Annotated in this window: 18 protein-coding genes; 8 read left to right on the top strand and 10 right to left on the bottom strand. The window is 43.4% G+C overall.

Features of this window, described 5'->3' with window-relative positions; genetic code table 11:
- Nucleotides 1–181: 181 nt before the first annotated feature.
- The 3 genes from CYLST_RS07100 (at nucleotide 182) to glgA (ending at nucleotide 3,271) form a co-directional block, all read left to right on the top strand.
- Complete coding sequence (locus CYLST_RS07100) at nucleotides 182–607, top strand: lysozyme inhibitor LprI family protein (protein ID WP_015207024.1); 426 nt, start codon at nucleotides 182–184, stop codon at nucleotides 605–607.
- Nucleotides 608–741: 134 nt separating this feature from the next.
- Complete coding sequence (gene hemC / locus CYLST_RS07095) at nucleotides 742–1,710, top strand: hydroxymethylbilane synthase (protein ID WP_015207023.1); 969 nt, start codon at nucleotides 742–744, stop codon at nucleotides 1,708–1,710.
- 139 nt (nucleotides 1,711–1,849) lie between these two features.
- Nucleotides 1,850–3,271, top strand: a complete 1,422-nt coding sequence (gene glgA / locus CYLST_RS07090) for a glycogen synthase GlgA (protein ID WP_015207022.1) — start codon at nucleotides 1,850–1,852, stop codon at nucleotides 3,269–3,271.
- 313 nt (nucleotides 3,272–3,584) lie between these two features.
- Here the strand turns inward: glgA and CYLST_RS07085 are convergent, their stop codons facing one another.
- From CYLST_RS07085 to CYLST_RS07075, 3 genes are all read right to left on the bottom strand, one after another.
- Nucleotides 3,585–4,325 (bottom strand): hypothetical protein, encoded by a 741-nt coding sequence (locus CYLST_RS07085; RefSeq protein WP_015207021.1) that lies wholly within the window; start codon nucleotides 4,323–4,325, stop codon nucleotides 3,585–3,587.
- Between the two features lie 628 nt (nucleotides 4,326–4,953).
- Nucleotides 4,954–6,069 carry a non-hydrolyzing UDP-N-acetylglucosamine 2-epimerase gene (gene wecB, locus CYLST_RS07080; RefSeq protein ID WP_015207020.1) on the bottom strand — a complete coding sequence of 372 codons (1,116 nt, stop codon included), beginning with the start codon at nucleotides 6,067–6,069 and terminating at the stop codon, nucleotides 4,954–4,956.
- A 193-nt stretch (nucleotides 6,070–6,262) separates the two neighbouring features.
- Nucleotides 6,263–6,637, bottom strand: coding sequence for a hypothetical protein (locus CYLST_RS07075; RefSeq protein ID WP_015207019.1), 375 nt, complete (start codon nucleotides 6,635–6,637; stop codon nucleotides 6,263–6,265).
- A gap of 805 nt (nucleotides 6,638–7,442) precedes the next feature.
- Between CYLST_RS07075 and CYLST_RS07070 the strand changes: the two genes are divergently transcribed.
- Complete coding sequence (locus CYLST_RS07070) at nucleotides 7,443–8,735, top strand: type IV pilus twitching motility protein PilT (protein ID WP_015207018.1); 1,293 nt, start codon at nucleotides 7,443–7,445, stop codon at nucleotides 8,733–8,735.
- 112 nt (nucleotides 8,736–8,847) lie between these two features.
- On the opposite strand, the gene CYLST_RS07065 is transcribed toward CYLST_RS07070, so the two are convergent.
- The 5 genes from CYLST_RS07065 to CYLST_RS07045 form a co-directional block, all read right to left on the bottom strand.
- Nucleotides 8,848–10,191 (bottom strand): histidine phosphatase family protein, encoded by a 1,344-nt coding sequence (locus tag CYLST_RS07065; RefSeq protein WP_015207017.1) that lies wholly within the window; start codon nucleotides 10,189–10,191, stop codon nucleotides 8,848–8,850.
- 210 nt (nucleotides 10,192–10,401) lie between these two features.
- Nucleotides 10,402–10,734 carry a hypothetical protein gene (locus CYLST_RS07060; RefSeq protein WP_015207016.1) on the bottom strand — a complete coding sequence of 111 codons (333 nt, stop codon included), beginning with the start codon at nucleotides 10,732–10,734 and terminating at the stop codon, nucleotides 10,402–10,404.
- 435 nt (nucleotides 10,735–11,169) lie between these two features.
- Nucleotides 11,170–11,790 (bottom strand): fasciclin domain-containing protein, encoded by a 621-nt coding sequence (locus CYLST_RS07055; RefSeq protein WP_041233004.1) that lies wholly within the window; start codon nucleotides 11,788–11,790, stop codon nucleotides 11,170–11,172.
- A gap of 174 nt (nucleotides 11,791–11,964) precedes the next feature.
- Nucleotides 11,965–13,179 carry a DUF790 family protein gene (locus CYLST_RS07050; protein ID WP_041233003.1) on the bottom strand — a complete coding sequence of 405 codons (1,215 nt, stop codon included), beginning with the start codon at nucleotides 13,177–13,179 and terminating at the stop codon, nucleotides 11,965–11,967.
- Nucleotides 13,109–14,713: a DEAD/DEAH box helicase gene (locus CYLST_RS07045; protein ID WP_015207012.1), complete on the bottom strand. Its 1,605-nt coding sequence runs from the start codon at nucleotides 14,711–14,713 to the stop codon at nucleotides 13,109–13,111. Before CYLST_RS07045 ends, CYLST_RS07050 begins: the two co-directional genes overlap by 71 nt.
- 549 nt (nucleotides 14,714–15,262) lie before the next feature.
- Here CYLST_RS07045 and CYLST_RS07040 point away from each other — a divergent pair.
- The 4 genes from CYLST_RS07040 (at nucleotide 15,263) to CYLST_RS07025 (ending at nucleotide 21,242) form a co-directional block, all read left to right on the top strand.
- Entirely contained in the window at nucleotides 15,263–18,724 is a 3,462-nt protein-coding gene (locus tag CYLST_RS07040; protein ID WP_172642150.1) for a hybrid sensor histidine kinase/response regulator, read from the top strand.
- A gap of 180 nt (nucleotides 18,725–18,904) precedes the next feature.
- A complete protein-coding gene (locus tag CYLST_RS07035) occupies nucleotides 18,905–20,800 on the top strand; it encodes a tetratricopeptide repeat protein (RefSeq protein WP_015207010.1) in 1,896 nt (631 codons plus the stop codon).
- Between the two features lie 27 nt (nucleotides 20,801–20,827).
- Nucleotides 20,828–21,070 (top strand): hypothetical protein, encoded by a 243-nt coding sequence (locus tag CYLST_RS07030; RefSeq protein WP_015207009.1) that lies wholly within the window; start codon nucleotides 20,828–20,830, stop codon nucleotides 21,068–21,070.
- Nucleotides 21,063–21,242: a PIN domain-containing protein gene (locus tag CYLST_RS07025; protein ID WP_015207008.1), complete on the top strand. Its 180-nt coding sequence runs from the start codon at nucleotides 21,063–21,065 to the stop codon at nucleotides 21,240–21,242. The genes CYLST_RS07030 and CYLST_RS07025 overlap by 8 nt, the downstream gene beginning before the upstream one ends.
- 77 nt (nucleotides 21,243–21,319) lie before the next feature.
- On the opposite strand, the gene CYLST_RS07020 is transcribed toward CYLST_RS07025, so the two are convergent.
- Nucleotides 21,320–21,931: a Uma2 family endonuclease gene (locus CYLST_RS07020; RefSeq protein ID WP_015207007.1), complete on the bottom strand. Its 612-nt coding sequence runs from the start codon at nucleotides 21,929–21,931 to the stop codon at nucleotides 21,320–21,322.
- Nucleotides 21,932–22,004: 73 nt separating this feature from the next.
- On the bottom strand, nucleotides 22,005–22,886 hold the full coding sequence (locus CYLST_RS07015; protein ID WP_015207006.1) for a succinate--CoA ligase subunit alpha: 882 nt from the start codon (nucleotides 22,884–22,886) through the stop codon (nucleotides 22,005–22,007).
- Nucleotides 22,887–22,928: the final 42 nt, after the last annotated feature.

The raw sequence follows: 22,928 nt of genomic DNA, 5'->3' as shown, positions 1-22,928 counted from the left end.
TGCAAGATTTCCGAGATGGTAAGGCAACAAAGCAAATTAACGATAAATAAAGAATATGAAAAACTCATCTCTGTCATAAAAGATATTTCTTCTCTCTGTGTCCTCTGCGTCTCTGCGGTTCGTTTAAAAAATAATTTTCACAAATCAGATATGATTACTACACACATCATAAGAAATTCCCATGCACCAGATAATACCCACTTTAATCACCATCCTCACCCTTAGCAGCTTGAGTATCCCTGCTGTAACAATGGCAAACACAACACCCAAACAGCTAGAAACACAGCTAGCGCAACGGCTAAATTGTGACAATGCTCAAACTCAAAGAGAAATCACTCAATGTGCTGACTTGTCTTTTAAGAATGCAGATAAAAAGTTGAACCAGGTTTATAAACAACTTTTGCCAAAGTTACCAAAGTCTAGACAACAAAAATTAATTACCGCACAGCAAGCATGGCTGAAGTTTCGCGATCGCAATTGTGAGTTTGTCAGTAGCGAATATGAAGGGGGAACGCTCGCTCCTAGCATTTACGCTGGTTGTCTGGAACAGGTTACAAAACAGCGTACCCAACAATTACAAGAATATATCCAAGAAACCTTAAAGTAATTTGAGAATATGTAAAGAAATGTAAATAAAGTCAGAATAAACTTAATCTAAATTACTTGTATAGAATCCGGTAAGTCACTCGCTGAGGTAGTCTAGATGAAGTGAATTTATCGCCTGGTTTGACATATTGTTTTATGACTTCAGTTTCTAGCCCTCCACGCACTATTCGTATTGGTTCACGTAAAAGCCAACTAGCTCTAGTTCAGACATACTGGGTGCAAGCGCAACTCCAGAAAAGCTTTCCGGATATCACTTTTGAAGTCCACACCATGTCTACCCAAGGCGACAAAATCCTGGATGTAGCATTAGCCAAAATTGGTGATAAAGGACTATTTACCAAAGAACTCGAAGTGGGAATGCTCAATCAGGAGATTGATTTTGCCGTTCATTCCCTCAAGGATTTGCCGACTAACTTACCCGCAGGGTTAACATTGGCAGCAATTACCGAACGGGAAAACCCAGCCGATGCCTTGGTGCTGCATGAAAAACACAAAGGGCTGCAAATCGATACTTTACCAGCAGGTGTGGTGATTGGGACATCTTCGCTGCGACGACTAGCGCAGTTACGCCACCACTTCCCCCATTTTAATTTTAAAGATGTGCGGGGAAATTTGATTACACGCATGGCGAAACTGGATGCGGGTGAGTATGACGCCTTAATTTTGGCGGTTGCTGGCTTAGAAAGGTTGGAAATGAGCTCGCGCATCCATCAAGTTATCCCCAAAGAAATCTCCCTCCACGCCGTTGGCCAAGGTGCTCTGGGGATAGAATGCCGTGCTGATGACACCGAACTGATCAACCTCCTGAAAGCGATCGAACATCCCCAAACACGCGATCGCTGTCTTGCCGAAAGGTCTTTCTTACGCATACTCGAAGGCGGATGTCAAGTACCCATAGGCGTCAATACAGAAATTGTTGATGACGAATTAACACTAACGGGGTTAGTCGCCAGTGTCGATGGTCAAAAGCTGGTCAAAGATACGATCACAGGTGCGGCTAACAATGCTGAAGCCATAGGCGCAGAACTAGCCAATATCCTACGCCAACAGGGAGCTACAGAAATTTTAGAGCAAATATTTACTGAGGTTCAGCGAGGTTCTTAAGCTATTGGGCAACCAGATGTGATTAGATCAGAAATGATTGCCGTTGCCCAAAAGGCTTGCCAGACGCGACTAATTCCGTTTGCCGGCATCAAGAGGTGACATTGACAATATTGGCAGAACTGGGGAAACAGAAACTACCATGCGGATTCTATTTGTTGCAGCAGAGGCAGCTCCCGTTGCGAAAGTTGGGGGAATGGGTGATGTTGTCGGAGCATTGCCCAAATTCTTGAGAGCAATGGGGCATGATGTCCGAATCTTCCTACCTTACTACGGCTTCCTGCCTGACAAAATGGAGATTCCCAAGGAGCCTATTTGGCGCGGATATGCCATGTTCCAGGACTTTGCAGTTTACGAAAGCGTTCTGCCTGGTACAGATGTTCCCTTGTACTTATTTGGACATCCTGCTTTCATGCCCCGCCGCATTTATTCTGGAGAAGATGAAGACTGGCGGTTCACCTTGTTTTCTAATGGTGCAGCTGAGTTTTGCTGGAATTACTGGAAGCCGGAAATTGTCCACTGTCACGATTGGCATACAGGGATGATTCCTGTGTGGATGCACCAAGATCCAGATATCACCAGCGTGTTTACCATTCATAACCTGGCTTATCAAGGGCCTTGGCGTTGGTATTTGGAGAAAATTACTTGGTGTCCCTGGTACATGCAAGGACACAACACCATGGCCGCAGCGGTGCAATTTGCCGACAAGGTGAATACAGTTTCCCCGACTTATGCCGAGCAAATCAAGACACCCGCTTATGGTGAAACTCTTGAAGGTTTGCTGTCTTTCATCAGTGGTAAGTTATCTGGAATTATCAACGGGATAGATACTGAGGTTTATAACCCTGAGAAGGATAAATACATCGCCCAAACTTTCACAGCCGATGCCTTAGATCAACGCAAGGCTAACAAAATTGCTCTGCAAGAAGAAGTGGGGTTAGAGGTTAACCGCAATGCCTTTTTAATTGGGATTGTCACCCGGTTAGTCGAACAAAAGGGCATTGATTTGATCTTACAAATCCTGGATCGCTTCTTGGCATATACAGATGCACAGATTGTACTGCTAGGAACTGGCGATCGCTACTACGAAAGCCAAATGTGGCAGATGGCATCCCGCTATCCAGGGCGCATGGCCACTTACCTACTGTATAACGATGCTCTTTCTCGTCGCATCTACGCTGGGACTGATGCCTTCTTGATGCCTAGCCGGTTTGAACCCTGCGGTATCAGCCAAATGATGGCTTTGCGTTATGGTTCCGTGCCGATTGTGCGGCGTACAGGCGGATTAGTTGACACTGTAACGCATCACGACCCAGTCAACGAAGCCGGGACTGGTTATTGCTTTGACCGCTATGAACCCCTAGACTTGTTCACCTGCATGATTCGGGCTTGGGAGGGTTTCCGTTTCAAACCCCAATGGCAGGAGTTACAAAAACGCGGTATGAGCGAGGATTTCAGTTGGTATCAATCTGCTAAGGAGTACGTGAAGTTGTACAGGTCACTTTACGGCTTGCCAGATGAAGAGGAAGCCTCTTCACAACAACCAAAGTTAGTCTTGAAATAGTAATCGGCTAAGAGGATGTTTTAAAAGTATCAAAATTGATCGAGATTCCCCCAACCCACGCCAGGCAAGCTCAAGTCGGGAAACCCTCCCACGCAACTGGCTCCCCTTGGAAAAGGGGGCAAAAACTTCTTAAAGTCCCCAAGTCCTGGGGAGCCACTGCGTTGAGCAGCTCTGCCGACTTAAAGCAAGTGGCGTGGATTTAGGGGAATCTACAAGTGTTTGATTTATCATCAACGACTTTTAAAACATCTTCTAAGCGAACAGCTAATGGCTTAGATAAATTAGCCATTAGCTACAGTAAATTAGCGAAAACTTAATTCAATAGTGTCAGCTTATGTTGAGCTTCTTGATAAGTTTCTAGCTCAACTCTGTGCTTTAGCGCATATTCCAACAACTCGTTTGTCCACCGTGAAAAAATATTAAATATTCCATCGACCACATCAAAACACTTTTGAATCTGTGAGTCTGTAAGTTCTATTTCTATGAGTAATTTTCTGATTTCCGATGTAAAAATAGCGTGTTCATTTTCAGCTTGTAAATGTGAATTACCAAAATATATGTATTTTTTTTTGGTAATCTCTTGAATTTCTGAGGCGATTGAACTTGATATCAAGAAAAAAACTTTTCCCGTTGCTTCTAGAGCCTCAATTACTGCTAGTCTAATTACAGGATCTGCTTGTAAAGTATATGCAGCAACTTGATAGGCTATCTGCCGGGTAATTTTGGTTTCCTCACCCCAAATAAATCTCAATGACTGAGTGAAATTCCAGGAGGGATTAAATTCTAGTTGTTCTAAGTCAATTAGAAACCATTGCCAATGGTTAGAATCTTCAATCGTGTACTCATTGACAATTTGCTGAAGTAGATTATCAGACAGATTCACTGGAAAAACATATTTGTTCAAGTCACCAAAACTCATTACATAATGAGCCATACAGGGAGCAAAAGACAACCTTTGTCTTGGATTTATGGTTTGATCTTGCATAAAATCGAACAAGGGTAATTGAGCGAATTCTTGCTTTTTATTCTCAATGTACACCAGTAGCTCTTGCATGGAATTATCTACCTGTGTGAATGGTTTTTAGCAAGGGAAACTACAGAAATATCAAAATGACTAACGTACATCTGTGCACACATTTGATTTGATTTTTCTGTACTTGTATGAGTAGTGCAACCTAATAATTAACCAGCACTTTGGTTTTTTAGATTTAGAACAATCTAAAATCATCACACAACAATCAGATTTATGAAGTTTTGAAACAATAGTGAATGTGCGATGATTTTTTATGATTTATGAATCTAACTTAAATTTAGTATAAAATTTAAGTTTAAACAGTAGTAATATTACTGAATAAATGTATTATGAAAATTTCATGCCTACAGATTATTACAGGATAATACTTATAAAAAATTTTAAGTGTAATTACTGCTAATATGTAATACTGCGGTTTATTCAACCGGAAATTTTCTCCGTGTACCTGCGCCTATGAAGTATCAATGACATTAGCAAGCAGATTCAACAATATTGTTTTTTCATGATTTTGCGTCAGTCCTGTTCGGGTAATTTTGGTTGCTGGTGATTTAAACTGCTAGCTAGTTTAAGTATCTATAGCTAATAAAAAACCGGCAGGAACTCCGGTTTTAGAAGCATATTTCTGGAAATTACACCACCATGATGTTGCTTAGTTGCACCCTAAGTAATTTTGCACAATTTGCAAAATCCGTTCTGCTGCATGACCATCCCCAAAGGGATTAATGGCATTTGCCATTGCTGTGTATGCATTTGGGTTACTGAGTAATTCACTAGCGGTGGCAAAAATTTTCTCACTGGTAGTGCCCACAAGTTTGGCGGTACCTGCGGTAACGGCTTCTGGTCTTTCTGTGGTGTCTCTGAGAACTAACACAGGTTTACCAAGACTGGGTGCTTCTTCTTGCAAGCCACCGGAGTCGGTTAACAAAAGATGCGATCGCGCGATCGCCGCGACTAATTCACCATAATCTAAGGGTTCTGTCAAAAAGATGCGGGGATGATTGCCTAGAAGTTCCTGCAACGGTACCCTGACAGTCGGATTGCGGTGTAATGGCAATAGCAAAGCTGTATCAGCAAACTTGTCTAAAATCTGCAAAAACCCTTGGGCGATCGCTTGCAATGGTTCTCCCCAATTCTCTCGGCGATGCACTGTAGCTAACAGAACACGATATTTATCCCAGTTTAAGCCTGCTATCTCACAAGCTGGTTGAGTTGCAGCCACATTCAACAGCGCATCAATCACCGTGTTACCCGTCAAGTGAATTTCTCCCAACACACCAGAACGGCGCAAGTTTTCCGCCGCCCAAGGAGTTGGGGCAAAATGTAACTGGGTGAGTTGAGAAATTAACCGCCGATTAGCTTCTTCTGGGTAAGGATTAAATAAATCATCCGTTCTTAAACCAGCTTCCACATGACCTACAGGTATTTTTTGATAAAATGCTGCTAAAGCTGCGGCAAAAGCAGTGGTAGTATCTCCCTGTACTAAAACTAAATTTGGCTTATTTTCCTGGAATAGCGCCTCTAAGCCTTGTAAGCTGCGGCAGGTAATATCATTTAGAGATTGCTGCGGCTGCATAATCTCCAGGTTACGATCTGCTTTGAGGTTGAACAGTTGCATTACTTGCTCAACCATCTCGCGATGCTGTCCTGTCAAAATTACTTGCAACTCCAAGTCCGGGGAACGTTGAAAGACTTGAATCACTGGCGCTAGTTTAATGGCTTCCGGACGAGTACCCAAAATAACGCCAACTCGCTGTTGATGAGTCATTAGTCAATAGTCAATAGTCATTGGTCATTAGTCATGAGTCATTAGACTGAGACGCCATGAATTATAGTTCACAACGCAAGATAAATAATTTTCCTTCTTTAAAGCCCTGATCGCTTTAACAAAATAAAAATAAACATTAAAAAACCCGGCTGAACCGGGCAGATGCACTGTTTGTCGAATTCCGTAATGATGACTAAAACTTTGTTTCGCAAGTTAAAGGACAAGCAGCATAAACGGTAGTCTGCATTTGTTCTGTCTCTCCATGCAGCCAGCTTAACCATCTGACTTGCTTAGGATGAATACCTTTAAGAGTTAGCACGCCAGCAGCAACCAACACAGCCATCACATTAAACATGATTAGACCGCCGGCTACAAGCAAAACTGCACTAACAGGCATTACAGATTGCAGCACAATCGACAACAAACATCCGAACGTCGCCATCAAAACAACTAATGGGAAACCGACAACCAGCAAGCACACTGCCAATGTGAAAGTCCAGATCAAAAAGCTTTTAATCAACAACAAGGAGTAGGTCTTTCCTAGATTAGAGCTTTGAGCAGAAACCATGACTTTTCCTCCCAATACACAGCAAGGTTTATTTTTTTTAGCTATTTCCCGCTTGTGGCGAGCAAACTAAATTGATTTAAGTGAAATTTCAGTATATAGAAACCTATTGATAAAATGAGCATTTGTTTACTAAAGTTTACAGTTAATATTTTGTAATTATGGATGTCTAGTCAAGTTCACATTTAAGGATCAAGGCTATTTGTCGCATCTATCTTCAGGCATAGAACCTTAAGTCCGTTAGTCCCATACTTTGATCCCCGAAGGCTTGGGTCGAGATTGCTTAACATTTCTTATAAAAACCGGTAGTGCTTCTCATAATTATCTAATCAAGCTGAAAAAATTATCTGCTGATTGATTTTGCTGTTAATTGCTAGCAACTTGGATTCATCCTGAAGAAAAATTTCTCATTTTCAACATGGAAATAGCCGCTTTTAAATATTTAGTCTTTCTTAGAACTGAAATTTTAAGTGTATACACATAGAGATTTTAAGGGACGGGGTGTGTTAAACAAGTTTATATCTGTGAAATAATTTCTATAGAACCAATAAATAGTGGAATTTAAAAAAGAAAAGATACAAGTGGAGGTGGATGAACAGAAACTGACTGTTGTGCCAGAGTTGTGTAGACGTAGCCCCTAAAGTAGACATCGCCTGACAGAATTTTAGATTTTGGATGCAAAAGAAATCTAAAATTCCCAATCGAAAATTGAATGCCTCTATTCCTCAGGCGTCTACGCAAGTATTTGTCCCAAGTCACCACTAAGTTTTTGCTGATTCAACTTTCTGCCTGCCAAAAGTGAAGATATATGACAGAATCACAGCCCCGTAATCTACCACCAATACCACCACCACCACCGCCAACGGTGACTACGCAGCGCCAAGCTACACAAACGTTAGATATGTCAATTGATCGCAGTGGCAATACCCCCGCTGTTAAGACCACATCCTCACCAACAACTTCTGCGCCTGTTGCAACCCATCGTCCGGGAACTCCACCGCCGATGATTCCTAGTCCTTCCGCCTTCAAAATTAAATATTCGGGACCGACCTTAGCGCAGCTCGTCAAAGAAGCGTTTGATCAGGGATTTTCTGACCTTCACTTGGGTGTTGGTGAGATCCCCCGCTTCCGCAACCGTGGAGAAATCCAAATAACGGATTATCCTGAAACCGATAAAGAAGGTTTTATCAGTTGGTTGCGTGAAGTATTGAGCGAGGGGGAAATTCAGCGGTTTCAAGAAAGCCTAGAATTTGATGGCGCAACTCAGTACGAATTTGCCCGTGTGCGGATCAATGTTTTTGACTCCCTCAGAGGCTATTCAATGGTGCTGCGATTGATTCCGCTAAAAATCTTGACTATGGAGCAGTTGAGATTACCTCCAGTTTTGCGGGATATTTGCCATTACCACAAAGGTTTTATTTTAGTTACCGGGCCTACTGGTTCTGGCAAATCGACGACGTTGGCGGCGATGGTTGACTACATCAACAGACAGATGCCTAAACACATCATCACTATTGAAGATCCCATTGAATTTGTCCACCAAAGCCACAAGTCATTAGTCAAGCAACGGGAAGTGGGAATGCACACCCTAAAATTTGACCACGCTTTAAAAGCAGCTTTGCGGGAAGACCCAGATTTGATTCTGGTGGGGGAAATGCGGGATAAAGAAACAGTCAATACTGCCCTGAAAGCGGCTCAAACTGGTCACTTAGTCATGGGAACTCTGCACACCAATAGCGCTGTGAAAACCATTGAGCGGATTCTCAATCTGTACGCCGGTGAGGAACAGGATGCAATGAGGGTGGCAATTTCTGAGTCTTTAGTAGCGGTAATTGCTCAAGGTTTGTGCCGCACAACTGATGGTAAGCGGGCTGCCTTCCACGATATTCTGATTAACACAGACGCGGTCAAAGAATGGATCAAAGACGGTAAGTATGATGAAATTACCGAGTTGATGAAGCAAGCCAGCTTTGATGGGATGATTACCATGAATCAGTCACTGCTCAACCTTTACCAAGAAGGTCGCATCACTGAAGAAACTGCCTTGGAAATGTCACCAACTCCTAATGAAATGGCGCAATTTCTCCGAGGTCGGGTTTAATTTTCGACAGTGCCAATTTTAGATTTTTTGGTGCCATTCCCTATTTTTAAGTAGGGAATGGCACTAACGTGGAGACAATTCCAAATCCAAAATCTAAAATTGAGATCTCGCCCTACAATGCCCCAGCAGCCGTTTTATCCAAAATACCGCCACTCAAATGAGTAGTAATGTTCATCGCTTGGAGCACTGGTAAACCATTTAGTCCCAAGGGGTAGTCGATAACGCTAACTGCGCCATTACCCTGGCGGAAATTCCAGAAATTATCTGGCGATAAACCCAGAAGATAACAAAGCAAGGTTTTATTAGTGGCGTCGTGTGCTACTACTAAGCCGGTTTGGGGTTGATTTTCTAATGCTGCTTGTACTATTGACTGCCAAGCGGCGACACTGCGTTCCCATACCTGTTGCAAATTTTCCCCTTCAGGCATTTGCACTACTGCGGGTTCTGTCCGCCAGCGTTCCAACTCTCCCGGAAACTCTTGCTCTATTTCTGCTTCAAATTTTCCTTCCCAGAGTCCGTGGCTAATTTCCCTTAAACCATCAAGCAATTCCAACTTCACACTAGGATGTTGTTTGAGGATAATCTCTGCCGTTTCTTTAGGACGCAACATTGTACTGCTGACAGCAAAATCAATTGCTACATCTTGGAGAAATTCCCCGGCTTTAGCTGCCTGTTGTCTCCCGTTATCATTCAGGGGAACGTCAATTTGTCCTTGAAACTTGCCTTGGCGATTCCACTCGGTTTCTCCGTGACGTACCAGCAACAATCTAATTCCCTGATGACCTGGCCGCAATGTCGGTAAAGTTTCTCCCATGTGTTGCGTCTGATTCATCGATTCCAGTTGGACTGGTTCATCCAACCCCCCAGCAAAATTCAGGACGGTGACACCACAGTTAGATTGCTGTATCGAATGATAGCGACCTGGGGAAATACCCAGTGCTGTGCTAATCAGGGCGCGATTAATGCCGTTATGTCCAACTATGAGAATAGTTTCTTTCGGATGACGGGCTAAAATTTCTTGCCAAAACTGCCGCGCTTGGGCGTACACAGCCAAAACAGGAAAATGTTCTCTTGTACCCTCAGCATCGTTAATGAGCATCCCCAGTTTATCAGGGTGTTCTTGCCAGACGCGATAGTCGTCGGCAAATTTCTGCTTGACATCTGCTGAAAGCATTTCTGCCCACAAAGGTAAGTCAATTTCTAGCAGTTGGTCATTCGTTTGCGGAACGGCAGACTGTTCTGCTAATTCGCTGTGAATGATCTCTGCTGTCTTTTTTGCTCGCTGTAGAGGACTACAGTAAATGGCGTTAAATACAATATTACTAACAGCTCTGCCTACTTTTCTGGCGTCGTTACAACCTTTTTCTGTTAATCTTGATACATCTGTGCGCCCTTGGATGCGCTTCTCTGTATTATAGGTACTCTGACCGTGGCGCACAATGATGACTCGTGTCATCTGTCTAGCCCTCCTCTATCTAAAGGACTAATTTTACTGCATAACGCTTGCAGAATAATCTCCGAGATAGATTTGGTCTATGTGTCGATCTGTACCGTAAAACAGCACAGTAATTTTTGCCAGCTTAGGGAGGGTTGATTTTTAGCGATCGCATTACGCGATCGCCACAGCTATAAATCAGGACACGAACAATTTTTAATTTTTAATTGTTTACTCGTTCCCCAAATCTAACTGCAATTGCAACCCGTCATTACCGTTAGTAGATTGAGCCGGTTGCAAAAAAATAGGGGTGCTTGGTAGTGATATTGATTCGTTGAGGGGCAATTGCTCTGAAGTTGTGTTGTCGCTGCCACGATTTTGTTGCTCAAAAAATTTCCCGAAGTCACGCTGCGCGCTTCTATCATCAATTCCGATTAAAGAATCACCACTTAAGGTGAAATTTTCCAGATTTGGTTGTGGCTCTGGTGACTGTGCGAACACTGAGCTTTCTAAGGCTGTTAACGCTGCCATAATTGATAAAGCGGCAGTAATTTTATGGTTCATTTATTTAATCCCAATTTCTTTTAATATTGCTTGTTTTTATTCTCTAATACCAATTCTCTAGAAATTTAGACTTAATAATGAGTAAAGACTTTTTTGGCACAACGGTAATATTCTTGCTAATTATTAAGTGCAGCTTTTTTCATGAAGAATGGGTACAGGTAAAAATATTATAGATGATGTTTTCGCAGTTATTGTATTTTGAGGTACTTAAATTGTCAATAATTTTGTTTATTAGTTAAGCAAAACAAGTAGATAAAATCTGACTTTGTAACTTCGTCAAATTATAAAAGATATATTCTATCTTGTTGCTAAATCTTAAAAAAGTTTTAATTTAAATTGTTGAAATGCTGATAAAAGCGATTGCCTCCAGCATGACAGTCCGCCCAATCGCTGGAAGCAATGGCGCAACGCCCAACCTAGGCGAAGGTATATTTTTTATTGCGGAGTTTGAGTTGGCTGTGGTGTACCTAACTTAGAGTTGAGAGCATCGCGTAACTTTGGGCTAAGGATTACACGATTAACTGCGTGAATCACTCCATTGCTGGCTTGAATATCTGGTTGGATGACGCTGGCATCATTCACAATTACCTTATTTCCTGTCACACGCACAGCAACACCACCGCCAAGAGTTTTTACTGTACCAGTTTTTAATTCATTAGCAGTTACTTTACCAGATATGACATGATAGCTGAGAATTTGGCGTAACAGATCCTTATTGTCTGGTTGGAGGAGTAAATTTACTGCACCTGGAGGTAAGGATTCGTTGAAGGCTTGATTTGTAGGGGCAAAAATAGTGTAGTTACCTTTAGCAAGGGTGTCAGCAAGTCCAGCTGCTTGTACAGCTCGCACCAAGGTGCTAAAAGAAGGATTAGCATTTGCTACTTCGATCAGGTTTCCTGTACCAGTAGTCGCGGGTGTCGCTGGAGTTCTGTCGGGTGGGGTAGTATCAGGTGGACTTTGAGCCATTAGAGGAATGCTGAGGAAAGCATTCACGGTGATAATTCCAGTGATCACAGCCAGTTTTTTGGCTAATTGAGTCAGATAATGAATGTTCATGACAAATCTTAAGTTGGAAGGCAAAAAGCTAATTACCCCTCCACCCTATTGAAGATATGTTTATGGCTCCTCTGACGTTAGAGGTATATCTGAGGACATAATTAAGACAAATCTCACGCCAAGGCGCAATGACAAAAGAGAAATAGTTGAATTTTATTCTATACATCTACGTGCTCATTCCATCGCAGCTAAGACAGCTTTCGGCAATAACTTATCTTTAAACCAAATAATCCTCCCAGGCACATCATTTAATTTCACCCCAGCTTTTTCTAAATTCAACCGCTCAGAAATTGCCAAAATCAAATTATCACAACCTGCGCGGCGCACTTGAGAAAACTTCTTTTGTAAATATTCAGGACGCCAATAACCAACAATTTCTAATAAAAAGCTGCGTCCATCAGGATGTACCAAGCGAAAATCGGGAATCATCACACTACCGGGAATCGGAATTAAATCAACTTCTCGCTCTAACACCCAGCCACTTTTGAGAGAATCCCACTTATCAGCAAAGGATGATTCTAACATACTATCGTAAGGTTTGCCTGGTGGATAGTGGGACACCAAACCACATTCTGAATTGAGGGTAAAACGTCCCGTTCTCCAAGCATTTGTATAGGCGTCGCGGGTTTGGAGAGTTGCTGCCAAACTCCATTTTGTAACGTGTAATAAAGCGGGAATTAGTTTAGCGATTGCCAAACCGTAGCGCGTACTCGGATTAAACAAACTCGTCGGGCCATCAATAGTAATTGTAAAGCCGTGATCAGCATCACCTTCAATATAAGCCATTAATTGAAACAACTTGAGATAGCGAAATAACAGCTTATATTCCCCTGGCACATTGCGGTGAGCATTTAACACCAGTTGACTAGCTTTATAAAATACTCCTTGCACCTGAGATAAATTATATCTATTTAACAAATGTGGCGTTGTTGGTGGATCAAAAGCCGTCAAAATCTTATTTTCTGCCAAATCAGCATAAAGTCCATCTCGCACCTGTGCCGGTAAAACTTCCCGTTCAAGTTCTTGAGTTAACTCATCAGCAATTTTGCTGAGTGTAACTTGAGTTGATTCTCGACTAGCAACAGATTTCGCCGCCAGTGCAAACACCCGTTCTCTTAACATTGGCGGTTCCAAAGGACTAACAATTTCAAAATTGCAAAAACTGCTTTTAAGAATATAAGCCAAACCCCGCTTCATTCTATAATCAGTCGTATCGCCTTCAAAATCTGACAATTGACGCTCAAGCACCCCTTGCGTTTTCCCCACCGCCTCCTGAAAAAAACTAATTAACTCAGCCGCCAAACCTAAATGTTTCTCATCAAGTTTCAGTCTCTTCGGGATGATCTCCTCCCCGTTGAGACGGTGCATCAATAAATCTGTCGGTAACATCTGAATTTTTGATTTTTGATTTTTGATTTTGAATTGAATAATTAATCCCTAACTGTTCCGCCGCCTTCAAATTTTCTGGCTTACCACTTCCATAAATCACCTGCAAATTCCCTTTTTTCTTCTCCTTATTCTCTTGGCGTTCTTGGCGCCTTGGCGGTTCGTTACTCTTCTCCCCTCTCCTTCTAGCCGAAGTTCCCTCCTCACTCGTATCCTCAGCCACCACTTCATATAAAATCGCGCGTTTATTTTCAGTATTACCCTTACGTAAAATCCTCCCCAAACGCTGAACATATTCCCGCGCCGAACCAGTCCCCGATAAAATAATAGCAATACTTGCCGCCGGCACATCAACCCCTTCATTCAAAACATGAGAAGCAATCAAAGTATTAAATTCACCCTCACGAAACTTAGTTAATATCTCATGCCTTTCCTTCACAGGCGTTTGGTGGGTAATAGCCGGAACAAGTAACTCTTGGGAAATGCGGTAAACCGTAGCATTATCAGCAGTGAAAATCAAAATTCGTTCTGGGTAATGTTCTGCTAATAAGTCAATCAAAATTCGCAATTTACCATCAGTTCCCAAAGCGATTTCCTTGGCTTCCCGGTGTGATAACATCGCTCTGCGGCCATTTTGCGATCGCGCACTCATTTGCACAAACATCTGCCAACCTTGCAGACTCCCCAGAGAAATCTGTGATTGGCGCAAAAAATCGTTGCGGGTTTGAATCAACTGCTGATATCTTTCCCGCTCAAGTTGTGATAACTTCACCTTAATTTGGACAATTTCATGTTCTGCTAAAGCCTTCCCCGCCAAGTCTTCAGCGCGTTGGCGATAAACTTCTTTCCCAATGAGGATATCTAAATCAGCGTGTTTACCATCGGTGCGTTCTGGTGTAGCGGAAAGTCCCAAACGATAAGGTGCGATCGCATATTCAGCAATTACCCGACTAAAATCTGTCGGTAAATGATGACATTCATCAAAAATGATCAAAGCATACTGATTCCCCAAAGTCTCAGCATGAATGGCTGCACTGTCATAAGTAGCCACCAAAATCGGTGTTTTATCCCGCGAACCTCCCCCCAATAAACCTATCTGTGCATCGGGGAACGCCGCCTCTAGATGCGCGTACCACTGATGCATCAAATCCAAAGTTGGTACCACAATCAAGGTTGTGCGTGGTGTCGCCTGCATCGCCATTTGCGCTAAATACGTCTTTCCTGCCGCAGTGGGAAGCACCACCACCCCTTGCCTTCCCGCCAGTTTCCAAGCTGCTAATGCCTCAGTCTGGTGGGGATAGGGAGTCATTTCTAAACCGGCAACCAACTCTAAAGGATAAAATTCCTTCGCCTCGTCGATAAAGTTTGTTTCTTCTGCTTGTAGGGCTTCCACTAAAGAGCGGTATTGAATCGCCCGAACGCGGAATTTTTCGATTCTATCATCCCATGTGGCGTAATCCATCCAGGCTTTGCCCCGTGGTGGTGGATGTAAAATTAATGTGCCACGATCAAAAGTTAATGTAGGGGTGCGAGCCATCTAGGAGCTTCTCTGCCAACTATTTTTAAACTACTCATAACGCAAAAAGTGCATTATTTCTCACAGGAATCTTGATAAAATACAATAAAACTGCACAGTCCGCCAATGTCCGATTGGCAAACAAATAATAGTCTTCTAAAATCTCTGCAACTATGATAGTAAATATTTCTGAAAAAAATCGCATATTATAGCAGGTTGCCACCAAGTTAGTGATGCCAGTTACCAACTTTTAGTAAACCATAATTTATGGGAAAAGCAATGCTTAGTTAAGGTGAATAAGAGGTGATAATTCAGTTTACCACCAGGAAGACCAGTTAACTTTTAATAAATTTTTATTCTAGAAAAATCACCAATACTATAATTTTAAACTGAAACAGTGACATCTGATAGCAAATTTGCTAACACCGGCTTTTACGACTTTCGATAGATTCACACCAAGCAAATGTTGGCTGGTACTTTCTTTATGCATAATAGGTGTTGAGCTATTACTTTGTCTAGCTAATTATGGGTACAGTCCCTTCAGCTAGCTGCACCAAAGGAGAAGCCACGTTGAAAGGAATACGCTCCCGCCTCAAGTTCTATGCTGTGGCAGTATTAGCTGTTTGTATCGCCTTACTACTGACATTGTTGCTACAGCCACTGCTAAACCCAACAATTTTCATACTGTTTTTTGCTGCCGTTGCCGTTAGTGCTTGGTATGGCGGCATGGAAGCTGGTTTATTGGCTACGGCTTTATCTACTTTAGCCGTTAGCTACTTTTTCTTAAAGCCAGTATTTCCCCTCTCGGTTCATGCTCTAGATAGCATGATACGGTTAGGCTTGTTTGTCCTGGTGACAATACTAATTAGCTCTTTGAACTCGCAGCTACGCACAGCGAAAAAGCGTTTAGAGTTAAGTATGCAGCAGCTACAGGCGAGCGAGGCACGGTTTAGACGCTTGACAGAATCGAACATCATCGGGGTGATTACAGCCGATATTAATGGGGGGATTGTTGAGGCTAACGATGCTTTTTTAAAAATGGTGGGCTATACGCGGGAGGATCTGCTAGCTGGGCGGGTGCGTTGGCGCGACATCGTATCCCCAGAAGATTTAGAAATGTGCGCTTTGCGTTCAGCATCTTTGAAAGAGAATCGCTCTGTTACCGAACTCGACAGCAGAGGAGTATGTCAGCCTTTTGAAAAAGAATATATCCGCAAAGATGGCAGTCGCATCCCCCTTTTGACAGGTTCTGCCTTATTAGAAAATAATCCAGAGCAAGTAATTGGCTTTGTTTTGGACTTAAGTATACGCCAGCAGGCGCAAAATGCTTTACGTGAAAGCCAAAGCAGATTTAGTGCCTTAGCCGATGCCACTATTGAAGGCGTAATCATTCACGAAAATGGAAAAGTTCTGGATGCCAACCGAGCCTTTGCCAAAATGTTTGGCTACGAAATTGATGAAGTGATTGGCATGTCGGCGGCAGACTTTTTAACACCAGAAGGGCAAAAAATCTTCCGAGAAAATATCTGCAATGGTGATGAAAAGCTTTATGAGATGACTGGTGTAAAAAAAGATGGCACAACTTTTTTCTTGGAAATAGTCGGTAAAAGCTGCATTTACCAAGGACGGACTGTGAGGGTTTCCGCTAGCCGGGATATTACAGAACGCAAACAAGCAGAACAAGCACTGCAAGATAGTCAAAAGCGGTTCAGTCGGCTAGTGGAATCAAATATATTTGGTGTGGCCGTTAGCGACTTTGAAGGTGGTATCGAGTACGCCAACGACTATTTTTTGAATATGGTGGGCTATAGCCGTGAAGAAATGCTGGCAGGTGAGGTGCGTTGGGATGTGATGACACCACCAGAATACATAGATTTGGATCAAAAAGCGATCGCCGAACTTTTAAAGCATGGAGTCGCTAACCCCTTTGAGAAAGAGTATATCCGCAAAGATGGTAGTCGTGTCCCCATCTTAATTGGGATAGTTTTGTTGCAAGAACCTTACAATCGCCAACAAGAGCAGATTGCATTTTGTCTGGATTTAAGCCAACGTAAACGGGCAGAAAAGACTCTGCACCAACGGGAAGAAGAACTAAGCCTAATTACAAATGCTGTACCCGTACTGATTTCCTATATCGATACCCAACATTGTTATCGCTTTAATAACAAAGGATATGAAGAATTGTTTGGGATTCCCGCTTCAGAAACTTATGGCAAGCACATTAGAGAAGTTCTGGGTGAGTCGGGTTATCAGTTTGTGCGTCCGTATATAGAAGCAGTAATGTCAGGAGAGCAAGTATCGTTTGAAAACCAAGTAATTGATAAACACGGTAGATATCGTGATGTTAGTACCACGTACATTCCCCAGTTTAGTCAGCATGGCCAAGTTGAAGGATTTGTCGCCCTAGTCAGGGATATTACCGAACAAAAGCAAGCAGAGGCCGCCCTGAAACAAAGCGAGGAAAGATTCCGGAAACTCACAGAAAAAGTGCACGTGATTCCTTGGGAGGCAAACCCCACTACCGGACAGTTTACTTATGTCGGGCCGCAAACTGTGGAAATTCTTGGCTATCCCTCGACAGACTGGTACACCGACAATTTTTGGGTAGAACATATCCACCCAGAAGATCGGGAGTGGACAACTAAATATTGTGTAGAGCGTTCGCTGTCACTGAATAATTACGAATTTGAATACAGAATGTTGGCAGCTGATGGCAGAATCGTCTGGTTGTACGAAATTGTTAATGTTGTGCGGGGTGAAGAAGATCAACCACAGTTGCTCCACGGATTTATGATTGACATTAGCGATCGCAAACAAGCAGAGCAAGAACGAGAACAACTGCTAGCGCGCGAACAAATGGCACGGACTGAAGCAGAAGCTTTAAATTGCATCAAGGATGAATTTTTAGGTACACTCTCTCACGAACTCCGCACTCCTCTCAATGCCATGCTGGGCTGGACACAGCTACTCAAGAGCCGCAAGTTTGATGAGACTACCACCGCTAAAGCACTGGAAACAATTGATCGCAATAGCCGCTCCTTAGCACAACTGATTGATGATGTTTTAGATGTCTCCCGAATTATTCGCGGTGAACTCCGCCTAAATCTCCATCGGGTAGAACTAATACCAGTGGTAGAATCTGCCATCGACACCATTCGCCCAGCAGCAGACGCTAAAGAAATTTGGATTGAGTGCAGATTTGACTCAGCGTTGGGAGCAGTAATCGGGGACGCCAACCGTTTGCAACAAGTGATGTGGAATTTGCTCACCAACGCTGTGAAGTTTACCCCCAAGGGGGGAAGAGTCGAGGTGCAACTAGAGCGGATGGATTCTGGCGTCGTACAAATTCGTGTGAGTGATAACGGTGGGGGAATTACTGCTGAATTTTTGCCCCATGTATTTGAGCGCTTCCGCCAAGCCGATAGCTCAACTACGCGATCGCATGGTGGATTAGGATTAGGATTAGCGATCGTCCGTCACTTGGTAGAATTGCACGGTGGCACTGTCTCTGTAGAAAGTCCAGGCATTGGAAAGGGAACGACATTCGTTGTCAAACTGCCGATGAAAGCTGCACCTATAGAAGAGTCGAGTACACCAAAGCAAATTGCCCCTACTGCCAGCGCTGAAGTCACCAAAAACAGCCTGCCAATATTAGAAGGCGTGCGAGTGCTTGTCGTCGACGATGAAGCAGACACCAGGCATTTGCTGAAGACAATTCTCGGACAATATGGCGCTCAAGTGATGGCAGTTGCATCCACTTTCGACGCACTTAAAGCTTTGCAACAATTCCACCCGAATATTCTCGTCAGCGATATTGGCATGCCAGAAGAAGATGGCTACGCCCTGATTCGTCAACTCAGGGCCCTTGGACAAGAGCAAGGCGGAAGGATTCCCGCAGTGGCACTGACAGCCTACGCGACGGCTGAAGACCGCACCCAAGCGCTGTTGGCAGGTTTTCAGCTCCATATTCCTAAGCCAGTTAATCCGGCGGAGTTAGCTGCGGTGGTGGCAAATCTGGCTGGGCGGACTTAATAGACATATAACCCAAGGTAGAGACGTTGCATGCAACGTCTCTACATTCTTTGCCACAGATGTCTAATGGGGAGATTGTCGTTCGGGGAAAAAATGAAATTGAAAAAGCCCTCGCCTTTTCTAATTCCCTCTCTGCCGCAACTAGAATTAGAATTAACGTGACGTTCTCTAGTAGCTAAAGTGTCTGACTCTCTGCCATTACGCGATAGCGCCAGCGCTGACTTATTAGTTCGCTACCTGGCCTTAATCGATGAAATTGTCGCCACCACCCTCAAGGGCAAGATCAGCTCTGTGGAACAGGTGTATCAACTGCTGCTCAACGGTATCACTTCTGGCACAGGAGAAGTATTTGAGCTAGCTTTGAGCGATCGCCTGAATGCTATCCAAGGGCAAGTAGATAGCGAAAAAGATGAACTCAAAAAATCCAAAGCGACTCGGAGTTTGCGAGCGATTAAAACCATTCAAAGCCAATGGCAACGCTGGCAAGACCAAAACAAAGCCACAGAAGCGATCGCTTTGGCAATGCGCGAAATTACCCTAGATGCAACAGGCGATCGTTTGGCTGCGTTCATCCGCGTTACCGACCCGAATCTGAAGTATCCGTTAAGTTTGTCACAACTACAGCAGTTAGGAAAATCGTTACAGCAATTTGCCCAAGCGAATTCTGATTTACAGCAGATATCAACAGGCATCACCCGTGGTTTATCTGCTTGGGTGCGACTGCAAGAAAACCTCCTCAGTTGGATGTATGAGCAAAATCGCGGTTCTCTCGGATTTGGCGGTGTCCCAGGAGAAAGTGGCCCCTGGGCAAGTTGGGCTAAATTAGTTAACAGCGAGTTACCCCAAGCCTTTTTTCGCACCCTGGCAATGGAGCAATCGGCAATTGAATTTGCCCAAAAGCATCCTCAGATTACTCTCAGTGACTGGGTGGAACTGGCAGTAGTTTTACAGCAGTTGCAACGGGGGTTAGTTCACTGGTTTGACCAACAAGCTTACAATGTCCAAGCCGGGCCGAAGTTATCCATTTCCACTTTTTTGACCTTTGCCGTGATTTGGAGTCAGTTAGCGAGTGGTTTTCAGAATGCTGGGGCAATGTACAGCAATGGTGCTTCGCAAATTATGCTCCAGGTTCTCCGCACCTTTGCCCAGCGTCCCTACTTTCCTTTGTATGGGGGGATTTTCGCTTCTTTTTCTGGTAGTTCTTTACGAAATGCCCTAGATTATTTGGATGAACCCCTGGCATCTGTAGAAGGAACTCAAGAAAAGGCGCGGATCTTGACGTTGCTAGGCTATTCTCAGCGGGCGATGGGGCAATATCAGCGATCGCTCAAATTTCATCAGCAAGCTTTAGCGATCGCGAGAAACGCAGGCGATCGCCCCTGTGAAATCGCTAACCTCAACCACCTCAGCCGTACCTACGTCCAAGAACAAAATTATCCTGAAGCAATCAACTACAGTCAACGGGCATTAATGCTCAGTCGCCAACCAGGCGTTAGTGGCGCATCTGTAGAGCAAGCACGCACCGGCGAAGCCAATGCACTGGTAAATTTAGGCTACAGCGAAGTCATGCAAGCTCGAAAGCTGGAACAAAGAGAACCAGAAATTTATGAATCAGCAATTCACTATCTAGAGCAAGGTTTAAAGCTATCAGAAAAATTAGGCGATATTCAAAGTAAAGCCTTATGTTTCAGCAGCTTAGGCATTGCCTATTTAGTAATTGGACAACCTCAAACTGCGATTAAATATCTAGAAGATGGCTTCAAAACAGCACAAGTTTCTGGCGACTTGTATCTCCAAGGTCGCAATTTAGCCTATCTATCTGAAGCTTATTACCATCTCCAAAATTCCGAAAAAGCAGTTTATACAGGCTGTTTGGGAATGTACCTTTTAGAGCAAATTGCTTCTCTTGAGTGGCGGCAAGTAGCCGGGTTTCTAATAATTCTCCAGGGACAAATTGGGGAGTTAACATTTCAAATACTCCTACAGCAAAATCGCCCGAAAATCATTTCTGTTATCGGTGTAGATGGCTATGATCACATTCCCCACCTGCTAGCAGAATACAAGCGAGATATGTAGGTATTTTTTGTTAATGATGAGTTAATTATGAAAACATTAGAAATAAAAGTCACCATAACAAGCGATGGCAAGTTGTTAGTTAATTCTCCTGTAGATATGCCAGTGGGTGAATATGATGCTGTCCTTGTGCTAGATGATCGACCAATTCAGAATCGCATCCAAAGTTCTGTACAAAATGCTCAATCTCTTTTCAGGCAATATATTCCTGCTAGTAGAAAAATTTCTGAAGAGTTAATTCAGGAACGAAGATTGGAGGCTTTAAGTGAGTGAAGTTATTGTCGATGCTTCTGCTGTTTTAGCTTTACTCAATCAAGAAACTGGTAGCGAAGAAGTCTCACAGTTTATTGGCAATGCTGCAATCAGTACCGTTAACTTATCCGAGGTTAGTACATTTTACTGGGCAGCCATTCAAAGGAAGGCAGACACAGGAAGAACTGGATAGACTGTACTTAAAACTCTGGACTGAAATTGAGAAGAATGAGGGTAAAAAGTCACTTATTATATAGTGCGATCGCTAACTTAAAAATTAATGCGGCGATAGATTTCAGACAGGGGAATCTCTACATTTAAGCTGTGCAGGACAATCGACCGCTCAAGGTGATCGTGAACTTGCAATTGCCAGCGATCATTGCTGTCATGATTAAGGATATGATACTGCTCAATGTAGGGTTCAGTTTGGCCGACGAGCAGATATTCACAAAAGCTAGGAAGAGAGCGATATTTTCTGAACTTATCTCCTCTATCATAGGCTTCAGTGGAGGGTGATAAAACTTCGACAATCAGTAGAGGATTGAGTATTTCGTCCGTGCGATTGCCGTTGAATTCTGGTTGTCCATCAACGACCATCAAATCAGTGTAGGTTCCACACTGATATTCAGGAATCCAAAGGCGTAAGTCGCTGTTGTAGCAGCGAAAGTTGGTGTCTCTGAGCAAAAATCCCAGATAAATTAACAGGTTACTGGCGATCGCACTGTGGGCTTCTGAACCCCCTGACATCGTGATAATTTCTCCGTTGCGGTATTCGTGGCGTTCCTGTGCGGTTTCTTCCATCCCTCGATATTCATCTGGGGTGAAGCGCATTGTTGTCCCGTCTGAGTCCAGGTTTGGCGGACTGGTTTGAGCAAAGACCACGATCAGCACCTCCTGAATAATTAAACCTGAAACTATTATCACCTACGGCTAGAGTTGCCAACATCGTCGCTGATTACTTAAGCACCTTTTTCAACAATTCAGGAATTTCCGAAGGGCGTTCAGCTACCGATACTTGTGCTGTTTGAAAAGCAGCTAATTTACTTTGTGCAGTCCCATAACTAGGATCGCGTCCCACAAAAGTCGCTAAAGTGCCTGTCTGACGCCAATGTTTTGCCGGTGGTGCGTGTCTACCTGCAATGTAGGCAATTACTGGTTTATCAATTGTCTCAGTAATATATTGCGCCGCAGCTTCTTCACTACCACCCCCTGGTTGACCGACCAAAACGATCGCCTGGGTAGCTTCATCTTCATCGAGAATTTGTAGCCATTGCAGAAACGATGAACCAATGATCGCATCACTGCCAATGCTGGCACTAATAGACTGACCCATGCCAGCTTTGGTTAATTCCCAAGCGATTTCATAAGTCAGAGTGCTGCTGCGGCTGACAATGCCCACGTGTCCAGGAGTATACAATTCACTAGGGTGAGTACCTAAAAGAATTTTTCCCGGTACAATAATTCCCGGACTGTTAGGCCCGACCACAATGGTTTCACAAGCTTCGGCTTTACGAAGTAGTTGCACCATATCCAAAGGTGGTACACCACCAGAGATAATAATGATCTGGCGAATATTAGAAGCGATCGCTTCTAATGCTGCATCTAAGACTTGGTAAGGATGTACACAAATGATCGTGGTGTCAATTGCCCCAAATTGTGCCACCACCTCCTCAACCAAGTCAAATATCGGTAGATCGTACAATAGCTGACCACCACATCCGGGATTGACACCAGCGATCAAATTTGTACCGTAAGCTTTCATTTGAGCAACATGAGTTTCTGAGATAAATTCAGAAAAGCCCTGGATTAAAACTTTGCTATCTGGCGTTAGGTTCATAAAAAATCCGGTTAAGTTTAGCAAAGAGAGTGGCTCAAAATA

Origin of the sequence: Cylindrospermum stagnale PCC 7417 (assembly GCF_000317535.1) — a bacterium.
In the GTDB taxonomy this organism is placed as follows: Bacteria; Cyanobacteriota; Cyanobacteriia; order Cyanobacteriales; family Nostocaceae; genus Cylindrospermum; species Cylindrospermum stagnale.
The sequence above is the reverse complement of the archived record's forward strand: the minus strand, read 5'-3'. Positions and strand labels throughout refer to the sequence as shown.